This is a genomic window from Kurthia zopfii (genome assembly GCF_003143955.1).
GTDB lineage: Bacteria > Bacillota > Bacilli > Bacillales_A > Planococcaceae > Kurthia > Kurthia zopfii.
This window is the reverse complement of record NZ_QFVS01000002.1, coordinates 61,542-77,066: the sequence shown is the minus strand read 5'-3', so window position 1 is coordinate 77,066 and position 15,525 is coordinate 61,542. Positions and strand designations below refer to the sequence as shown.

The 15,525-nt window shown below is 37.3% G+C and carries 16 protein-coding genes; 7 read left to right on the top strand and 9 right to left on the bottom strand.

From position 1 onward, the window contains the following. Positions 1-38: 38 nt before the first annotated feature. From DF281_RS01345 to yhaM, 3 genes are read left to right on the top strand one after another with little or no spacing between them, the layout of a single operon-like run. Positions 39-1,253: a metallophosphoesterase family protein gene (locus DF281_RS01345; protein ID WP_166636046.1), complete on the top strand. Its 1,215-nt coding sequence runs from the start codon at positions 39-41 to the stop codon at positions 1,251-1,253. Position 1,254: 1 nt separating this feature from the next. Then, positions 1,255-3,855, top strand: a complete 2,601-nt coding sequence (locus DF281_RS01340; protein ID WP_109348461.1) for an ATP-binding protein — start codon at positions 1,255-1,257, stop codon at positions 3,853-3,855. 7 nt (positions 3,856-3,862) lie between these two features. Beyond that, complete coding sequence (yhaM, locus tag DF281_RS01335) at positions 3,863-4,801, top strand: 3'-5' exoribonuclease YhaM (protein ID WP_109348460.1); 939 nt, start codon at positions 3,863-3,865, stop codon at positions 4,799-4,801. Positions 4,802-4,865: 64 nt separating this feature from the next. Here the strand turns inward: yhaM and DF281_RS01330 are convergent, their stop codons facing one another. The 7 genes from DF281_RS01330 to DF281_RS01300 form a co-directional block, all read right to left on the bottom strand. After that, on the bottom strand, positions 4,866-5,768 hold the full coding sequence (locus tag DF281_RS01330; RefSeq protein WP_109348459.1) for a peptidylprolyl isomerase: 903 nt from the start codon (positions 5,766-5,768) through the stop codon (positions 4,866-4,868). A 231-nt stretch (positions 5,769-5,999) separates the two neighbouring features. Continuing rightward, positions 6,000-6,185 carry a hypothetical protein gene (locus tag DF281_RS01325; protein ID WP_109348458.1) on the bottom strand — a complete coding sequence of 62 codons (186 nt, stop codon included), beginning with the start codon at positions 6,183-6,185 and terminating at the stop codon, positions 6,000-6,002. A 48-nt stretch (positions 6,186-6,233) separates the two neighbouring features. Then, positions 6,234-6,797 (bottom strand): DUF3267 domain-containing protein, encoded by a 564-nt coding sequence (locus tag DF281_RS01320; RefSeq protein WP_109348457.1) that lies wholly within the window; start codon positions 6,795-6,797, stop codon positions 6,234-6,236. Between the two features lie 185 nt (positions 6,798-6,982). Beyond that, on the bottom strand, positions 6,983-7,504 hold the full coding sequence (locus DF281_RS01315) for an HTH-type transcriptional regulator Hpr (protein WP_109348456.1): 522 nt from the start codon (positions 7,502-7,504) through the stop codon (positions 6,983-6,985). A 117-nt stretch (positions 7,505-7,621) separates the two neighbouring features. Next, positions 7,622-8,002, bottom strand: a complete 381-nt coding sequence (locus tag DF281_RS01310; RefSeq protein WP_109348455.1) for a YtxH domain-containing protein — start codon at positions 8,000-8,002, stop codon at positions 7,622-7,624. 163 nt (positions 8,003-8,165) lie between these two features. Next, positions 8,166-8,693 (bottom strand): tryptophan transporter, encoded by a 528-nt coding sequence (locus tag DF281_RS01305; RefSeq protein WP_109348454.1) that lies wholly within the window; start codon positions 8,691-8,693, stop codon positions 8,166-8,168. A gap of 129 nt (positions 8,694-8,822) precedes the next feature. Beyond that, on the bottom strand, positions 8,823-9,248 hold the full coding sequence (locus DF281_RS01300) for an HIT family protein (RefSeq protein WP_109348453.1): 426 nt from the start codon (positions 9,246-9,248) through the stop codon (positions 8,823-8,825). Between the two features lie 141 nt (positions 9,249-9,389). Between DF281_RS01300 and DF281_RS01295 the strand changes: the two genes are divergently transcribed. The 3 genes from DF281_RS01295 (at position 9,390) to DF281_RS01285 (ending at position 12,382) form a co-directional block, all read left to right on the top strand. Then, entirely contained in the window at positions 9,390-10,130 is a 741-nt protein-coding gene (locus DF281_RS01295) for an ABC transporter ATP-binding protein (RefSeq protein WP_109348452.1), read from the top strand. Beyond that, positions 10,123-11,304, top strand: a complete 1,182-nt coding sequence (locus DF281_RS01290; protein ID WP_109348451.1) for an ABC transporter permease — start codon at positions 10,123-10,125, stop codon at positions 11,302-11,304. Before DF281_RS01295 ends, DF281_RS01290 begins: the two co-directional genes overlap by 8 nt. A gap of 88 nt (positions 11,305-11,392) precedes the next feature. Next, complete coding sequence (locus tag DF281_RS01285) at positions 11,393-12,382, top strand: LLM class flavin-dependent oxidoreductase (RefSeq protein WP_109348450.1); 990 nt, start codon at positions 11,393-11,395, stop codon at positions 12,380-12,382. Positions 12,383-12,428: 46 nt separating this feature from the next. Here DF281_RS01285 and DF281_RS01280 read toward each other — a convergent pair whose 3' ends face one another. Together DF281_RS01280 and DF281_RS01275 are read right to left on the bottom strand one after the other, a co-directional pair. Continuing rightward, positions 12,429-13,604, bottom strand: a complete 1,176-nt coding sequence (locus DF281_RS01280; RefSeq protein WP_172461971.1) for a M20 metallopeptidase family protein — start codon at positions 13,602-13,604, stop codon at positions 12,429-12,431. Positions 13,605-13,622: 18 nt separating this feature from the next. Beyond that, positions 13,623-14,159 (bottom strand): antibiotic biosynthesis monooxygenase, encoded by a 537-nt coding sequence (locus tag DF281_RS01275; RefSeq protein WP_109348449.1) that lies wholly within the window; start codon positions 14,157-14,159, stop codon positions 13,623-13,625. Positions 14,160-14,466: 307 nt separating this feature from the next. On the opposite strand from DF281_RS01275, the gene hemE reads away from it, so the two are divergent. Next, entirely contained in the window at positions 14,467-15,516 is a 1,050-nt protein-coding gene (gene hemE, locus DF281_RS01270; protein ID WP_109348448.1) for a uroporphyrinogen decarboxylase, read from the top strand. The last annotated feature ends 9 nt before the right edge of the window (positions 15,517-15,525 follow it).

The following is a 15,525-nucleotide window of genomic DNA, read 5'->3' as shown; positions in this document are numbered from 1 at the left end:
TTAAAATAAGAACAAATATTCGTGTGAGGAGTGACAAGATGACAGTTCGTTTTTTCCATACGGCTGATTTGCATTTAGATAGTCCTTTCAAAGGAAGCTATCATTTGCCGCATCATGTTGTACAACAATTAAGAGAGAGTACTTTCCAAGCGTTTGAGGCGCTTGTCACATATGCAGTGCAAGAAAAGCCAGACTTCCTATTAATAGTAGGAGATTTATATGATGGGGAGAATCGGTCGTTAACGGCGCAATATAAGTTCATTCAGCAATTGGAGCGATTAAATGATGCGGACATCCCTGTTTTTATGAGTTATGGAAATCACGATCATTTGAGCGGTACGTGGAGTCGATTGCCGTTACCGAAAAATGTATATGAATTTTCAAAAGATGTGAGTAGTAAGTCAATAATGATCCGAGGGCAGGAAGTCGTAATACATGGCTTTAGTTATGAAAAACGACATATTTCGGAGCCTAAAATTGAAGACTACCCTGTGAAGAATGATGAATCCATTCATATTGGTACATTGCATGGTAGTGTCGATACGGATTTAGAACATGCGGTGTACGCGCCTTTTACCGTACAGCAACTATTGAAGAAGCAGTACGATTACTGGGCTTTAGGACATATTCATAAACATCAAGTTTTGAATGAACAGCCACCCGTCATTTATTCAGGGAATATTCAAGGTAGGCATAAAAATGAACAAGGGGAGAAAGGGTTTTACGATGTCACGATTGCTCCAGACGGTACGACTTTTGAATTTGAGAAAACGTCGGTTATTCGATACGAATCGATTCAACTAGATTGTGCGCAAGTTGAAGATGCGATGGCACTACTGAAATTAATCGATCATCATTTCGAATCAATGCGAGAGCAAATAGGTGCTACGATGGTTGAATTAACTTTAGTTAACTGTACACATGAGTTCATTCAATATTTTCACGAAACACCGCTACAAGAATGGGAATCGATCATTCGAGAGCAACAATCTGCTTTCGAGCCTTTTATCTGGTTAAGCAAAGTCCAAGTTTTACAAGATCGTTTGCAGTTTGAGGATCATGAATTAATGCAGTCGATCATCGAGAAAATTGATGCTTTTGATTCAAAACAATTAAAAGAGATAACAGCAGATTTGATCAAACAACCGAAGTATATGCAATTGATTGAACCGATGAATGAACAACATTGGCAGGAATTGAAGATTGATGCAAGCCTGCAATTGCAAAGGTTATTGACGGGGAAGGTGCGATAGTATGCAATTTCAAAAGCTACAGATTTATGGTTTTGGGAAACATCGCGACGAAGTCATTGATTTCTCGAAAGGAATGAATATTCTTTTTGGTAACAATGAGGCAGGAAAGACGACGATTTATGAATGTATTCTGCAAATATTATTCGGCTTTCCTCAAAAGAATCATTTACTAAGAAGTTATGAACCGAAAAACGGCGGTAATTATGGGGGAATGCTGTCTATTTTTGATGAAGAATTCGGAGCGTATACAGTTGAGCGTGTCGGTGGAAAAGCTGGCGGAAACGTACGTGTTCAGTTGGATCGAGGCGAGTCTGGGGAAGAAGAACTGCTGAAAAAACTACTTCACGGATACGGTCGTGCGGATTTAGAAGCTATCTTTGCTTTTTCGATGCATCAATTACAGGCACTTGAGAAAATGAATGAAGATGAATTGAATCGAACATTGCTTGCGTCAGGGACTACGGGAGTCGATCAATTAACGCTGATCGAAAAACAGTTGCTGAAAGAATCGAATGCACTTTTCAAAAAGTCCGGGCAAAATCCAATCATTAATAAAATGATAAAAGACATTCAAAAAGAAGAATTAGCATTAAAGGTAGAGCGTGAAAAGCTTTCTAAATATGAACCGAAAAAACAAGAGTTACTTCAAATTGAACAAGAGTTAATTAGCGTTCAAAAACAATTAGAAAAAGCGAATCATAACAATGTTCAAATCGAACAATCGATAAAAAATCGACCATTATTGAATGAGTTGAGTAGTATTAAATCTCGTTTACAAGAGCTTGAGGAAGTTCAATTTCCTGCGAAAGGTATTCAACGAATTGAGCAAGCATCCACTCGTTTTAAACAAGTCGAGCGTGAAGTAGAAAGAGTATCCAAGCGAGGGGAAGAACTTCAATTACAATTGAAGGAGGCCGTTTCAAAAGAGGAACTTCAGCAATTGCAAAACTGGATTGGGCGAGATGAGGAGTGGAGAGAGTGGCGAGCGCAAAGAGAGAGAATGCTAGCATCTCAACAATCACTTGAATCAAAAATTGCTATGAAGGAGCAGTTGCTTGGGCTGAGTCGTTCCGCATTAAAGGTGGATAGTACCATCGCAAACGAAGCTCAATTAAGAAAACAACTCGATGAAGCGAACTTTTCAAAACAAAAAATTGAGCATTTACAAATCCTTGTTTCAAATGAAGCTACAAATGAAGAAAATCGCAAAAGTAGAGTGCAGAAAAACAAAGGCATTTCGAATGAATTACTCATAATTATAATTGGAGTAATCGCAGTCATTGGAGCATTAGTTTTCAAACAATGGGGAGTTGCACTTGCGATCATCGCGATGCTTGCGCTCGTTCTAATCCTCAATAAGAAAAACAAAAATGATTCGACGAGTAATTTGAACAATGGCGAAAGTCCGAAACGTCAATTGAGACAATTAAAAGCTCAATACGAAGCTCAATTAACAGAAATCAATGAACAGTTTCATCGTATGGGGATTACGAATGATATTGAGCCGGAGATGTATACGGAAGTTTTTTCTCAAGTGAGGGAGCTGCAACAGTATGTCATTGAACAACGCCAGCTTGATCAACAATTAGATTCTATACAGCAACGGATTGCAGAGCGTTATGAAGAAGGTACGATGCTACTACCTCATCAAGTGGCAGAATCAAATTTATCAGCGGCGATTCAACAGTATTTACAAGATCAAACGTTGTTACTTAATTCAATGCAACAAGTTCAAGAACAGCTACGTGTTAACGAAGAGCAGCTCATGCCATTAACAGATGAACTGAATGAATTACAGCAGGAAATTGTCGCATTGTATAATGCAGCGAATGTTGAGGATTTGGAACCTTATTATGAAATGGCGAATTTCTTTGAGGAAAAGGTTCGTCTACAAAATCGATTGAGTGATCTACAATTAACATTGCATGATTTTAATGATGAAGTTGAATATACGGAATTCCATTTACAACAAAATACTTTGGCGTTAGAGCAGTTAATCGCCAGTCAAAAAGCATTGCAAGCAGCTCATTCGAAACTGCATGCTGAAATGAATCATCTCGTAACGGATGAGCGATATAGCGAAATGCTTCAAGCGCAGGAGCAACGCAAGAGTGAATTGGCTGATTTAACGAAGGATTGGATGCGACTACGGTTAGTCGAGGAGGCAATTCAGCAAACATTAAATGATTTGAAAGAAGATAAACTTCCGAAAGTCATGGATTTAACGACAGAATTCTTTCAGTATTTAACAGGGGACAGATATGAGAAAATTGCATTAGATGAAGAAGGTTTTTATGCGCAAACAAGCATGCAGCAGCAATTCAAAATTGGTGAGTTATCACAGGCTACGAGAGAACAGGCATATTTATCTTTACGATTCGCATTAGCTGTCGAGAAAAAAGTGAATGCGCCATTCCCATTATTAATGGATGATCCTTTTGTTCATTTTGATACTCTAAGAACTGCCAAAGTGGTACAATTATTAAGGAAGCTTCAAACGAATCATCAAATAATTTTCTTCACTTGTCAGGAAAGAATGAAGCAGGCATTTGAAGTGAAAAATATAATCGAAGTGGAAGCACTTCAGACGAAAGGGGATTGATCTCCAAATGGAAGGAATCGCAACATTAAAAGTTGGAGAAACAGTCGAACAATATTTATTAATTAAACAGGCAGTAAAAGGGGTAACAACAGCAGGTAAACCATTCCTAACGCTAATTTTCCAAGATAAGAGCGGGAGTATTGAGGCGAAATTATGGGATGCGGGTGATGAGCAAGTTCAATTATATCCTGCAGGTAGCATCGTTTACATCGGTGGAGAAATTCAAGACTATCGCGGGAAAATGCAGTTGCGTATTAAACAGATTAGACCAGTTCGTGATGATGAGACTATTCAAGTATCGGATTTAGTTCAATCTTCTGAAACACCAAAAGAAGAACTATATGAAGAACTTCAATCTTATTTATTTGAATTGAGAAATCCAGCTATTCAAAGAATTACGCGTCATATTGTGAAAAAACATGAGGATGCATTTATTACATTCCCAGCTGCGACGAAAAATCATCATGAATACGCATCGGGTTTGATTGATCATGTCACGTCTATGTTACGACTTGGCAAATCAATTGCGACACTTTATCCAACCTTAAATAGTGATTTATTGTATGCGGGTATTATTCTCCATGATATCGGTAAAGTAATTGAGCTTTCAGGACCTGTATCTACTGTTTATACAGTTAAAGGGAATTTATTAGGCCATATTTCAATTATGGTTTCAGAAATCGAATTAGCTGCCACTGAGCTCGATTTAGACTGTGAAGAAGTTATGTTACTACAACATATGGTTTTATCTCATCATGGTAAGGAAGAATGGGGCAGTCCGAAAAAACCATTAATTCAAGAAGCAGAGATTTTACATTATATTGATAATATTGATGCGAAAATGAATACATTAAAACGAGCATTGTCGAAAACTGAGCCAGGTGAATTTACAGAACGACTATTTGCACTGGATAATCGCTCATTTTATAAACCTACAATTGAATAATAAATTCTAGTAATAGAACCCAAAAAAGCGAGTAACACTTTTAAAGTGTTACTCGCTTTTACTATTACTTACTTTCAGTTTTTTTCAGGAAGCTATCTAATGCTGATTTTAAATCTTTATCTTTGATCTCGATTTTAGCATCTTTCATTAACTTCGCTACTTTTTCTTGAACTTTAGCTCCGTTAGGATCATCAGTTTTAGCTTTTTTCACAAGTAGGTCGTTTTTGATTGATTCTTTAGAGTCTTCGAATGATTTTTTAACATCAACTTTTTTAGTATCTTCTAATTTAATGATGTGGTAACCGAAGCTTGATTTGATTGGTTTAGAAATTTCACCTTTTTTCATGTCGTAAGCGGCATTAGTGAATTCTTCAACCATTTCGTTTGGACCGAACCAACCAAGTTCTCCACCTTTAGAAGCTGATGCTTGGTCAGTAGATTCTTTTTTCGCGATTGCTGCGAATTTTTTAGGATCTTCTTTTAGTTGTTTTTCAATTTTCTTAGCAGCAGCTTCATCTGCAACTAGGATATGGCTAGCTTTTAGGCTAGTTTTTTGACGGTCATAGTTCTTTTTGATTTCTTCATCAGAAATTTTAACGCCATCAGTTTGAGCTTTTTCTTGTAGTAAGTTCAATTTAGTGTAGCGTTTGAAAGTATCTTCATTCATCCCTTGAGAAGCAAGAGCAGTTTTGAAATCTTGACCGCCAGCTGTAATTTGAGCTTTTTGCTCGTCAAATTTAGCTTTTACTTCTTTTTCAGAAACTTTATATTTATCTTCAAGTACTTTTTCAATCATCATTAATTGTAAAGCTTGCTCACCTGCAGTTGATTTTAACTCAGAGTAAAGTTGATCTTTCGTTACGTCACCAACTTTTGAAGTTAATACCTTTTCATCACCAGAATTGCCACAAGCAGATAGTGCAAGAACTGATGCTGCAATTGTTAAAGTTAGAGCTGTTTTTTTCATTATTAATTTTCTCTCCCAACCAGAATTATATTCAATTTAAAGTATGTCGATTACTTTTGTAACTATACCATAGAACGAAAAAAAAATAAAAAGGTTGCCTAAATAATTGTACACAAAATTGGGAATTCGACGAAAAAAAGGATGTTTGTGATTTTAGGTTTAAAAAAACGCATCGAATTGGATGCGTTTTGTTTTCATAGTTGCAAATTCTTTTAGAGATAGAAACAAGGTTTAGACTGCGTATAAAATTTTCACATAGAATGATACCAATAGGATGGTAATCAATATATTAATCGTGCGGTAAACTTTAGGTTGCTTCTCTTCTGGAATTTCCTTGCGTTCGCATAAAGCAAATGTCATACGGTTTATTTGATATAAATAAAATACCGCAAACAAAATGGCTGTAGCAATAATCAAGTCTGTTCCTCCTTCCTATCATACCTCTATAGCATATCAAAAGGGGACTTATGCTGACAAGTCTGTACTCGCTTTTGTATAAGGAATTAATATTTGGAAGCCTTTTTCTGTTTCTTCTATTAAAGCTTGTTTCGGTGTTTTGAATAAATGTTTCGCATATAGTAAATCGATTAAACAAAGGCCGCTATGATAAGCGAGTAAAAAAGTGAAATAGTGGCGGAAGCTTGGGAATGAAATTGCTCCGATAATGAAAATACTATTAATCACGATAAAAGGTGATACAAGAGAAACCATATATCTGAATTTAACGATTGGTTCGCGAATTTGCATATTTAATACAGGGAGGATACCTGCTTTTCTTTCAACTGAAAAACGGATGTTCTTTCGATAACGTGCTATTGGGATGAAATGAATCAGCTTGTGTATCGGGTAAGTCAATACTAGCACCAGAACGAATAATGAAAATAAGTTATCCGAAATAGGCTCATGTCGAAATGCATTTAGCGAAATATAAACCAAAGAAAACACGGCAAATACGAAAAGAATAGAAAAAATAAAAATGCGATCATGACCATATTGTTTTTGTACATTTAATGTTTTCCAACAATGCATTACGTTCATCTCCAATCTATAATAATTTCATCGATACATAACATAAGGCTTTTTAATAACAAAAGCAAGAAGTATTTTTCGACGTAATTTTAGAGAACGCTTCCATTGTTGAGAGGACAATATTAGGAGAGAATGAATGAAAATAGAAAAAACGTGAATCTCGTTAAGAAATTCACGTTTGATCATTAAAGTTGTTTTTCCATGTTGCGGAATGATTCTTCAAAAATATCCATGAAATCGTCACCGTAAATATTGCGGATGACAGCAAGTAATTCAAGGTATTGAGGAAACTTCCCGTACATTTCTTTAAGCGGAAGTGAACCGTCCACAACTGTGTGCTGTGTTTTCTCGTAGTTGTCGTTTAAATCTTTTAACAACAAGTTCCCTTTCTCAGTAATCTCCACGTATGTATTACGCTTATCATCATTACGTTTTGAAAACGAGAGTAATCCGCGCTCCTCTAAGTTTTTAGAGAAGTTGAAAGCTGTTGAAACGTGCATCACACCAAATTTAGCGATATCGGAGATCGAAGCTCCTTGTAAATTTGAAGCGATGCAAAGTACGTGATGCTCATTGATGTTAAGGTCATATGGTTTAATCCAGGCTTGCCAGTCTTTTTCAACGGCTTTCCAAAGCGCTTTGGATAAATGGGCAATTCGCTGTGAATAAATCATGGCTTCTTTCACCGAATATAAATCTTCAGACATGCTACCACCACTTTCGCATTTTTTTACATTATATCATTATTTCCCAAAAATATACAACGGAAAATGTATAAAATGATAGAATTTTTAAAAATTTCACTCTGTTATGCTGAAAAAGTATTATTGAGCAGGGTCTTTACGATTTTGGAAAGAATCAATCTCTTGAGAAATTGTTTCAACAGTTTGCTGTAAATCTGCAATATGCGTCTGTAATTTCTCTTGATTTGGCGCAGAATCTTCTTGGAATTGAGCGACAGAACCTTTAATGCTCTCAATCGTTTTTGGAAGATTTACTTTTACTTCAGTTTTTATCGTATCAATCGACTCTTTAATTGTTTGGAAACGAGCTTTAAACTCTTCCTTCAATTCGTTCGATGAAAGTTGTTGATCCTTAATTGATTGTTGTAATTCCTTACCTGATTTCGGAGTTGTAAATAGTACCGCTCCAGCTCCTACCGCTAACCCAGTGCCAAGACCAATAATTAATGTTTTAACATTCATAATGGAATAGCTCCTTTCTTAATATAATATTTCCTTCTTTTATTATTCTAAAACATAATTTAAGTAAAATAAAAGCGGTTGCCTCACAGTCAACATCTATTCAATTTATAAAAAGGAATTATAAAAGAATTTTGATATAACTAAGAGACAACCGATTTTCTAACTAAGCATGTGATAATGAAGTATCGAACTTAGAACGTTTCACAAGTGTTGTGATGATTGGATACATCACGACAAATGCGACGATATTAATTGCAATGGCAGGTAATACAACCGTTGTGAATAGAAGTAAAAACGGAATTTCTGCTCCTACAACAAGGATGGCTGCGCTTAAAAATACGGTACCAGATACGAGCGTCCCTAAACCTACAAGAACAGCAGCCGAAACTGTGTTGTTCGCGTAGCTTTTTAATAATTTCACTGCGATTAAGAATAAGTAAGCCGCGATGAATTTATCAATAATGTTTGGAACAAATCCTCCTGGGAATGTAGAAAATAAGCCTGATAAAATACCTGTAGTGACAGCTAGTAAGAAGGCATCTCTTGAATTAGGGAATAATAGAATACCGATGAACATCATTGTAAGCATGAAGTCGGGCTTCATCCCTCCGTTAATTCCTGGAATCACCAAATACAGTGCTGCACCTACTGCTACAAGTAGCGCCATTAATACTAAGTTTTTTGTTTTCATTTCTCATCTCTCCTAAGCTCATCTAATTTTTTGTCGTCTCCTAATGTCTCCTATGAGCATTAGCGAAACTTATCGTAATTTTATAGTGTCCGTACTTTAAAATCAAGTGCGACTAAGTGAATTATCTGACTATTTATTCAGTTCACCGATAATTTTTGCTGAAAATTGTTCTAAAACATCAGAAGTGAATTCTGATTCTTTCGTATTCCAAATTGGGCGGTAACCATCATTTTCATCGTAACGAGGGATGAAATGTAAGTGGAAGTGGAATACGCTTTGGTTTGCTGCTGCACCATTATTATTTAATAAGTTAATGCCAGCTGGTTCAAATGCACGTTGGATCGCATTGGCAATTTGAGGTGCTACTGAAAATAGATTTGCTGCTGTTTCAGAAGACATCTCCAATACATTGGCAACATGTTCCTTTGGTACAAGTAATGTATGGCCTTTTGATAATGGGCTAACATCCATGAATGCAAAAACATTGTCATCCTCATACACCTTTTTACTTGGGATCGTGCCGTCTACAATTTTACAAAATAAACAATCTGTCATTCTAATTCACACACCTTTCATACTTTTCCTTTCATTTTACCATATGATAACTGCTATATAATTGAATTTTTGATAAACTATATATAATAAAACACGATAAAAGGATTGTTCAGGCATAAGTCTGAGAATGGAGTGATAACTATGTCAATATTAGAACTGTCAGGAGTTACTGGGGGATATACGCGAAAACCCGTAATCCATGATTTGAATTTTAAATTAGAGGCGGGGGAACTCGTAGGTCTTGTCGGATTAAATGGAGCTGGTAAAAGTACAGCAATTAAACATATTATCGGAATCATGCAAGAGCAAAAAGGTGAGATTCGTATTAACGGCAAAACGATGCAAGAAGATATGGATGCATACCGCTCATCATTTTCATATATTCCAGAAACGCCGGTTTTATATGATGAATTAACATTGAAGGAACATTTGGAATTAACTGCGATGGCTTACGGAATTGATCTTCAAACGATGCGTGAGCGTACAGCACCTCTACTTAGAGAGTTTCGAATGGAGAAAAGACTGAATTGGTTCCCTGCTCACTTTTCAAAAGGGATGCGTCAAAAGGTTATGATTATGTGTGCGTTCTTAGTTGAACCATCGCTTTATATTATTGATGAACCGTTTTTAGGATTGGATCCACTGGCAATTTCTCTCCTATTAGAACAAATGGATGAGAAGAAGAAAGAGGGCGCAGCAATCCTAATGTCGACACATGTTCTCGCAACAGCGGAAAAACATTGTGATAAAATTCTTCTACTTCATAACGGATATGTACGTGCATTTGGTACGATGGATGATCTACGCCAGTCATTCAATATGCCGGATGCAACGCTAGACGACATCTACATCGCTATGACAAAGGAAGAAGAACATGAATAACTTAAATGATGTTTGGCGTAAAAGGTTTACACATTATATTAATGAGCTTCAAAAATATATGCGCTATATTTTCACAGGGCATATGGCAATCGTCATCGTCTTCTTACTCGGAGCGGGCGGTTACCAATATAGTGAATGGCTAAAAGATGCTCCGAAAGACTTCCCGACAATTTGGGTTGTTTCTATAATAATGGGGATTGTTCTTACTTTTAGTAAACCAGTCACATTGATCAAAAAACCTGATGAAGTGTATTTACTACCACTTGAATCAAAAATGAATACGTATTTCAATAAAGTATTAAACTATACGACGATGAGTCAAATGCTTGTCGCTGTAGTCGTCTACATCGTTATGTGGCCAATGATGCGACAAGTTGGTGAAATTGAAGTAACCGGCATTTTAATCGGCTTAGCTTTTACAATTTTATTAAAATGGTGGAATGTTCACGTGGAATTCATGTTCCGCTGGGCTACGAAAGGTAGATTTGTCTGGTTGGACCGCATTGGACGCGCGATTTTATCAGGTACATTCTTATTCTGCCTGCTACATCATGAAAGTTTCTTGGCAATCATCGTCATCTTCCTACTAGCGCTTTATCCTGTTATATGTAAGAAGAAAACGATGGAGCAGCCATTCCCATATGAGCCGTTCGTAAAATTAGAAGAAAATCGTATGCTAGGTATTTATCGATTTGCTAACTATTTTACAGATGTTCCTGCGATTCACGGCAGTATTAAAAGACGAGCATATTTAGATTTTGTATTAAAAATTATCCCGAAATCGAAGAAAACGACATTTGAGTACTATTTATTAAGAAGTTTCCTTCGTACGGATGACCATTTCTACTTATGGTTACGATTAACTGTAATTACAGCATTAGTTGCAGCATTTGCGAATATGCCAATCATTGTGGGTGTAGTCGCTGCGGCACTATCATTTGCGACAGCTATTCAATTAAAACAAGCATTAAGTAAATCATCGGATTTCACGATGAGTCTACTATATCCAATCAAAGAAGGCGCTCGTCCAGCAGCGGCTATCAAAATTGCTCGATACACACTGATTTTACAAGCAATCATTGTGACGCTTGCAGGCATTGGCCAACCGTATTTCTACATTCATGGCTTGATTGTTTTAATCGTTGGAGAACTAACTTTAAGAATGTCAAAATAAAAATGATGAAGTTTTTTCGCTCGCCGAGTGAGGAAACTTCATTTTTTTCATTCGATTTGTTAGTCTGAAAGTAGAAAAGAGGTAGGTTATGATGAAAACGAAATTATCTGTTTTGGATTTAGTAGCAGTTGGCGAAGGTTATACTGCGAAACAAGCCATTGAAAATAGCGTGAAACTTGCGCAAAAAGTAGAATCTTTAGGATATGAAAGATATTGGTTCGCCGAGCATCATAATAGCGCGAGTATCGCAAGTTCAGCGACGACGATTTTAATCGGAAGAATTGCAGAAAATACCGAGAAAATCCGCGTAGGTTCTGGTGGAATTATGTTACCGAATCACAAGCCTCTAATCGTAGCGGAGCAGTTTGGCACATTGGAAACAATGTATCCAGATCGTATTGACTTAGGTGTAGGTCGCGCACCAGGAACAGATGGCGTCACCGCGCAAGCTTTGGGGCGTAATCCATTTGCTCCGCCGTCAGAATTCCCTGATCAAATTGACGAAGTATTAACGTATTTAGGAGAAAATCTTGGTGCAGAAGTACACGCATTCCCAGGCGAGAATACGAATGTACCTGTCTATATTTTAGGATCAAGTCTTTATAGTGCAGAACTAGCGGCACAACTAGGCTTACCATATGCATTTGCAAGTCATTTCGCTCCGAATTACTTAGAACAAGCATTACAAATTTATCATCAACGATTCCAACCATCACAATATTTAGCTGAGCCTTACACAATCGCTTGTGTGAACGGTATGGCTGCTGATACAGATGAAGAAGCAGAAAAAATGGTGACGAGTTTATACCAATATTTCTTAGGTATTGTAAAAGGGAAACCGAGTAAACTAAAACCACCTGTCGATTCTATGAAGGATATTTGGACGATGGATGAGCGCAGTGCTGTTATGGCAAGTATGCGTTATACATTCATTGGTGGGCCTGAAAAAGTTGAGAAACAAATGAAGGCATTCGTAGAGATGACGAAAGTGGATGAAATCATGATTACATCTCATATTTATGATCCAGAAGCACGACAAAAATCATATGAAATCATTATGAGCGCTTTTAATAAATAGAAAATAGGAGGTATTCGCCGAAACTGACGAGTACCTCCTATCTTTTTTATTGTTTATTAAATTGAATACCGACTGTAGCTAAAGCTTTTGCAGCGGTAACCATCGCCTGCTCATCAAAATTAAATTTCGGATGATGATGTGGATAGGCAGTACCTTCAAGTGGTTTAGCACCAGTGAAGAAATATGTACCAGGACGTTTTTGAAGATAATAAGAGAAATCTTCACCGACCATATTTGCTTCCATTATATGCGCTGAATCAATGCCGTCGATTTCTTCCATTGTATCCAAAACAAATTGCGCCATTTCATCATCATTAATAACAGGAGGATGACCTCTCGTATAATCAAGTTGGAAAGTTGCACCAGCTGCATCGCAAAGCCCTTTAATGATGCGCTCCATTTCAAAAATAATCTGTTCTCGAATGACCGTATCAAAAGTTCGCACGGTTCCATTCATTTTTGCCGAACCAGCAATAATATTAAAAGCATCACCTGCATGGAATGAACCAACAGTTAAGACAGCGGAACTTGTCGGGTTGATGCGACGAGATACAACTTGTTGCAGCGTCGACACAATTTGAGCGCCAAGTGCTACAGCATCAACAGTTGTATGTGGCATCGCGCCATGTCCGCCAGAACCTGTAATCGTCAATTCGAAACTGTCGGCTCCAGCCATCATCGGGCCAGGGCATGTATGGATTGAGCCACTTTCATATGGTGACCAAAGATGTGTACCGAATACTGCATCGACACCATCTAGGCAACCCGCTTCAACCATTTCAATTGCACCACCGGGCGTTACTTCTTCGGCATGTTGATGCAGGAATACAAATGTCCCGTGTAACTGCTCGCGATGTTCAAAAAGTGTTTTCGCAATCGTTAATAAGATCGCTGTATGACCATCATGACCACAAGCGTGGCTTACATTGGGTACGGTTGATTGGTAGCTAACACCTGTTTCTTCTTGGATTGGCAGGGCATCAAAATCGGCTCGTAGTGCGACAGTTTTGCCCGGTAAGCCGCATGTCAATGTTGCGACAACGCCATTACCACCGACGTTTTTCTCGTAGGGCATACCGATTTCTTCATAAAAATCAGCAATGTATTTAGCCGTTTCAAATTCTTTATATGAAACTTCTGGATGCATATGCAAATAACGTCTAATCGATTGCATTTCTGAAAATCGACTCTCTAATTTCTCCCAAATTTCTTGAATCCCCATGTGTTATATCCCCTTTTCTTAAATACGGTCGTCATCTTCCTCATCCACTTCAACAGGAGCAGTCGCGTATTCCTTCGTATATGGTTCAACTGCTAAAGTCGCAGGTTTACGAATAGTTGTATTGTTTTCGTCCATGAAATCAAAATCGGCTAAATACGCAGATGAGTTTTTCCACGCTTGGTAAGAATTCGCACCAGTCCATTGCTGAATGATGGCACATACGGTAGATTTTAATGGGCGAAGTAATTTGTAAGCGATGAAACCAGGCTCATGTGTAAAAGCAAGATCCTTACTTTTGATGCGACCTAAAAATGACTCGTGACTATCATCGAAAATATCGATAAAAGTAATCGTGTAGTATCCACTCTCTTGGAATTCGCCTACAGCATCGACCACTTCAAAAGATTGTGGCGTCGCAAATTTAGTTTTACCCTCTGTAACATGCATGAGCAGAGATTGTTGGCCTCCGTAAAGTACCGTCATATTTTCTTTTTTATATTTCTTTTGAAGTAATTCCATGAAATCGGAAGTCCCCGTAGCTAAATAAACATACATTTGAAAAGCCTCCTAACAATTATTTATTACTAATAGTATAAACTTTCCCCTAAAAAGTTGCACGAATCATAAATACTTTTCAAGAAGGTCAAGCTTTTTGAATCGTAGAAGTGAGAGTTCGGAAGATGTTGTCAAAAAAATGACACGAATTGACGAAATATTTATTGAAAAATGTCTGTAAACTATACAATAACAATGGAAAAGTCTATAGTGAAATGGATAGCAATGCAGACATATAGTAGAACAGATTCTATATGTGAATGAGTAAAATTACTGTGACGTATTGAAGGAAGGGTAGGTAAGTTAATTGAAAAATTTTAACGATACACTTTTAAGAGCAGCGAAGGGTGAGGCAGTTGATCATACACCAGTGTGGTATATGCGCCAAGCGGGACGTTCGCAACCTGAATACCGTAAAATCAAAGAGAAATATTCATTAGAGGAAATTACACATCAACCGGAATTATGTGCGTATGTAACACATTTACCAGTACAAAACTACGGTGTAGATGCAGCGATTTTGTATAAAGACATCGTAACACCACTACCAGGAATGGGCATTGATGTGAAAATTGAAGCGGGTATTGGGCCAGTTATTTCAAATCCAATTCGTTCTGCGGCAGACGTAGACAAGCTGCGAATTTTCAATCCAGAAGAACATGTGCCTTTCGTGTTAGATACGATTAAATTATTAACGGAAGAGCAATTGGATGTACCTCTAATTGGTTTTGCAGGAGCGCCATTCACATTAGCGAGTTACATAATTGAAGGTGGACCTTCAAAAAATTATGCGAAAACGAAGTCGTTTATGGTATCAGAGCCACAAGCATGGTTTAAATTGATGGATAAATTAGCGGATATGATCGTCGTTGATTTAAAAGCACAAATTAAAGCTGGTGCGAAGGCTTACCAAATTTTTGACTCTTGGGTTGGCGCATTAAGCCACGAAGATTATCAAATTTTCATTAAACCAGTGATGACACGTATTTTTACAGAATTAAAAGATGAAAATGTACCGTCAATTATTTTCGGTGTAGGCGCATCTCATTTAGTAATGGATTGGCATGAGTTACCTGTAGATGTTGTTGGCTTGGATTGGCGATTACCAATTAAGCAAGCGCGTCAAATGGGTGTAACAAAACCAGTTCAAGGTAACTTAGACCCAACGCTTTTATTAGCAGATTGGTCAGTAATTGAAGCACGAGCAAAAGATATTATCGATCAAGGATTAGAAATTCCAGGTCATATTTTCAACTTAGGTCATGGTGTATTCCCGTCAGTTGATCCAGATGTATTAAAACGTCTAACAGCTTTCGTACATGAATACAGTGCATCTAAAATTAGCAATCGTTTTTAAAATTACGCA

What these genes read in the sequence shown, in the direction of transcription:
- DF281_RS01345 (WP_166636046.1), top strand. Translation starts at nt 39, where the DNA reads ATGACAGTTCGTTTTTTCCATACGGCTGATTTGCATTTAGATAGTCCT.
- DF281_RS01340 (WP_109348461.1), top strand. Translation starts at nt 1,255, where the DNA reads ATGCAATTTCAAAAGCTACAGATTTATGGTTTTGGGAAACATCGCGAC.
- yhaM (WP_109348460.1), top strand. Translation starts at nt 3,863, where the DNA reads ATGGAAGGAATCGCAACATTAAAAGTTGGAGAAACAGTCGAACAATAT.
- DF281_RS01330 (WP_109348459.1), bottom strand. Translation starts at nt 5,768, where the DNA reads ATGAAAAAAACAGCTCTAACTTTAACAATTGCAGCATCAGTTCTTGCA.
- DF281_RS01320 (WP_109348457.1), bottom strand. Translation starts at nt 6,797, where the DNA reads ATGCATTGTTGGAAAACATTAAATGTACAAAAACAATATGGTCATGAT.
- DF281_RS01315 (WP_109348456.1), bottom strand. Translation starts at nt 7,504, where the DNA reads ATGTCTGAAGATTTATATTCGGTGAAAGAAGCCATGATTTATTCACAG.
- DF281_RS01310 (WP_109348455.1), bottom strand. Translation starts at nt 8,002, where the DNA reads ATGAATGTTAAAACATTAATTATTGGTCTTGGCACTGGGTTAGCGGTA.
- DF281_RS01305 (WP_109348454.1), bottom strand. Translation starts at nt 8,693, where the DNA reads ATGAAAACAAAAAACTTAGTATTAATGGCGCTACTTGTAGCAGTAGGT.
- DF281_RS01300 (WP_109348453.1), bottom strand. Translation starts at nt 9,248, where the DNA reads ATGACAGATTGTTTATTTTGTAAAATTGTAGACGGCACGATCCCAAGT.
- DF281_RS01295 (WP_109348452.1), top strand. Translation starts at nt 9,390, where the DNA reads ATGTCAATATTAGAACTGTCAGGAGTTACTGGGGGATATACGCGAAAA.
- DF281_RS01290 (WP_109348451.1), top strand. Translation starts at nt 10,123, where the DNA reads ATGAATAACTTAAATGATGTTTGGCGTAAAAGGTTTACACATTATATT.
- DF281_RS01285 (WP_109348450.1), top strand. Translation starts at nt 11,393, where the DNA reads ATGATGAAAACGAAATTATCTGTTTTGGATTTAGTAGCAGTTGGCGAA.
- DF281_RS01280 (WP_172461971.1), bottom strand. Translation starts at nt 13,604, where the DNA reads ATGGGGATTCAAGAAATTTGGGAGAAATTAGAGAGTCGATTTTCAGAA.
- DF281_RS01275 (WP_109348449.1), bottom strand. Translation starts at nt 14,159, where the DNA reads ATGTATGTTTATTTAGCTACGGGGACTTCCGATTTCATGGAATTACTT.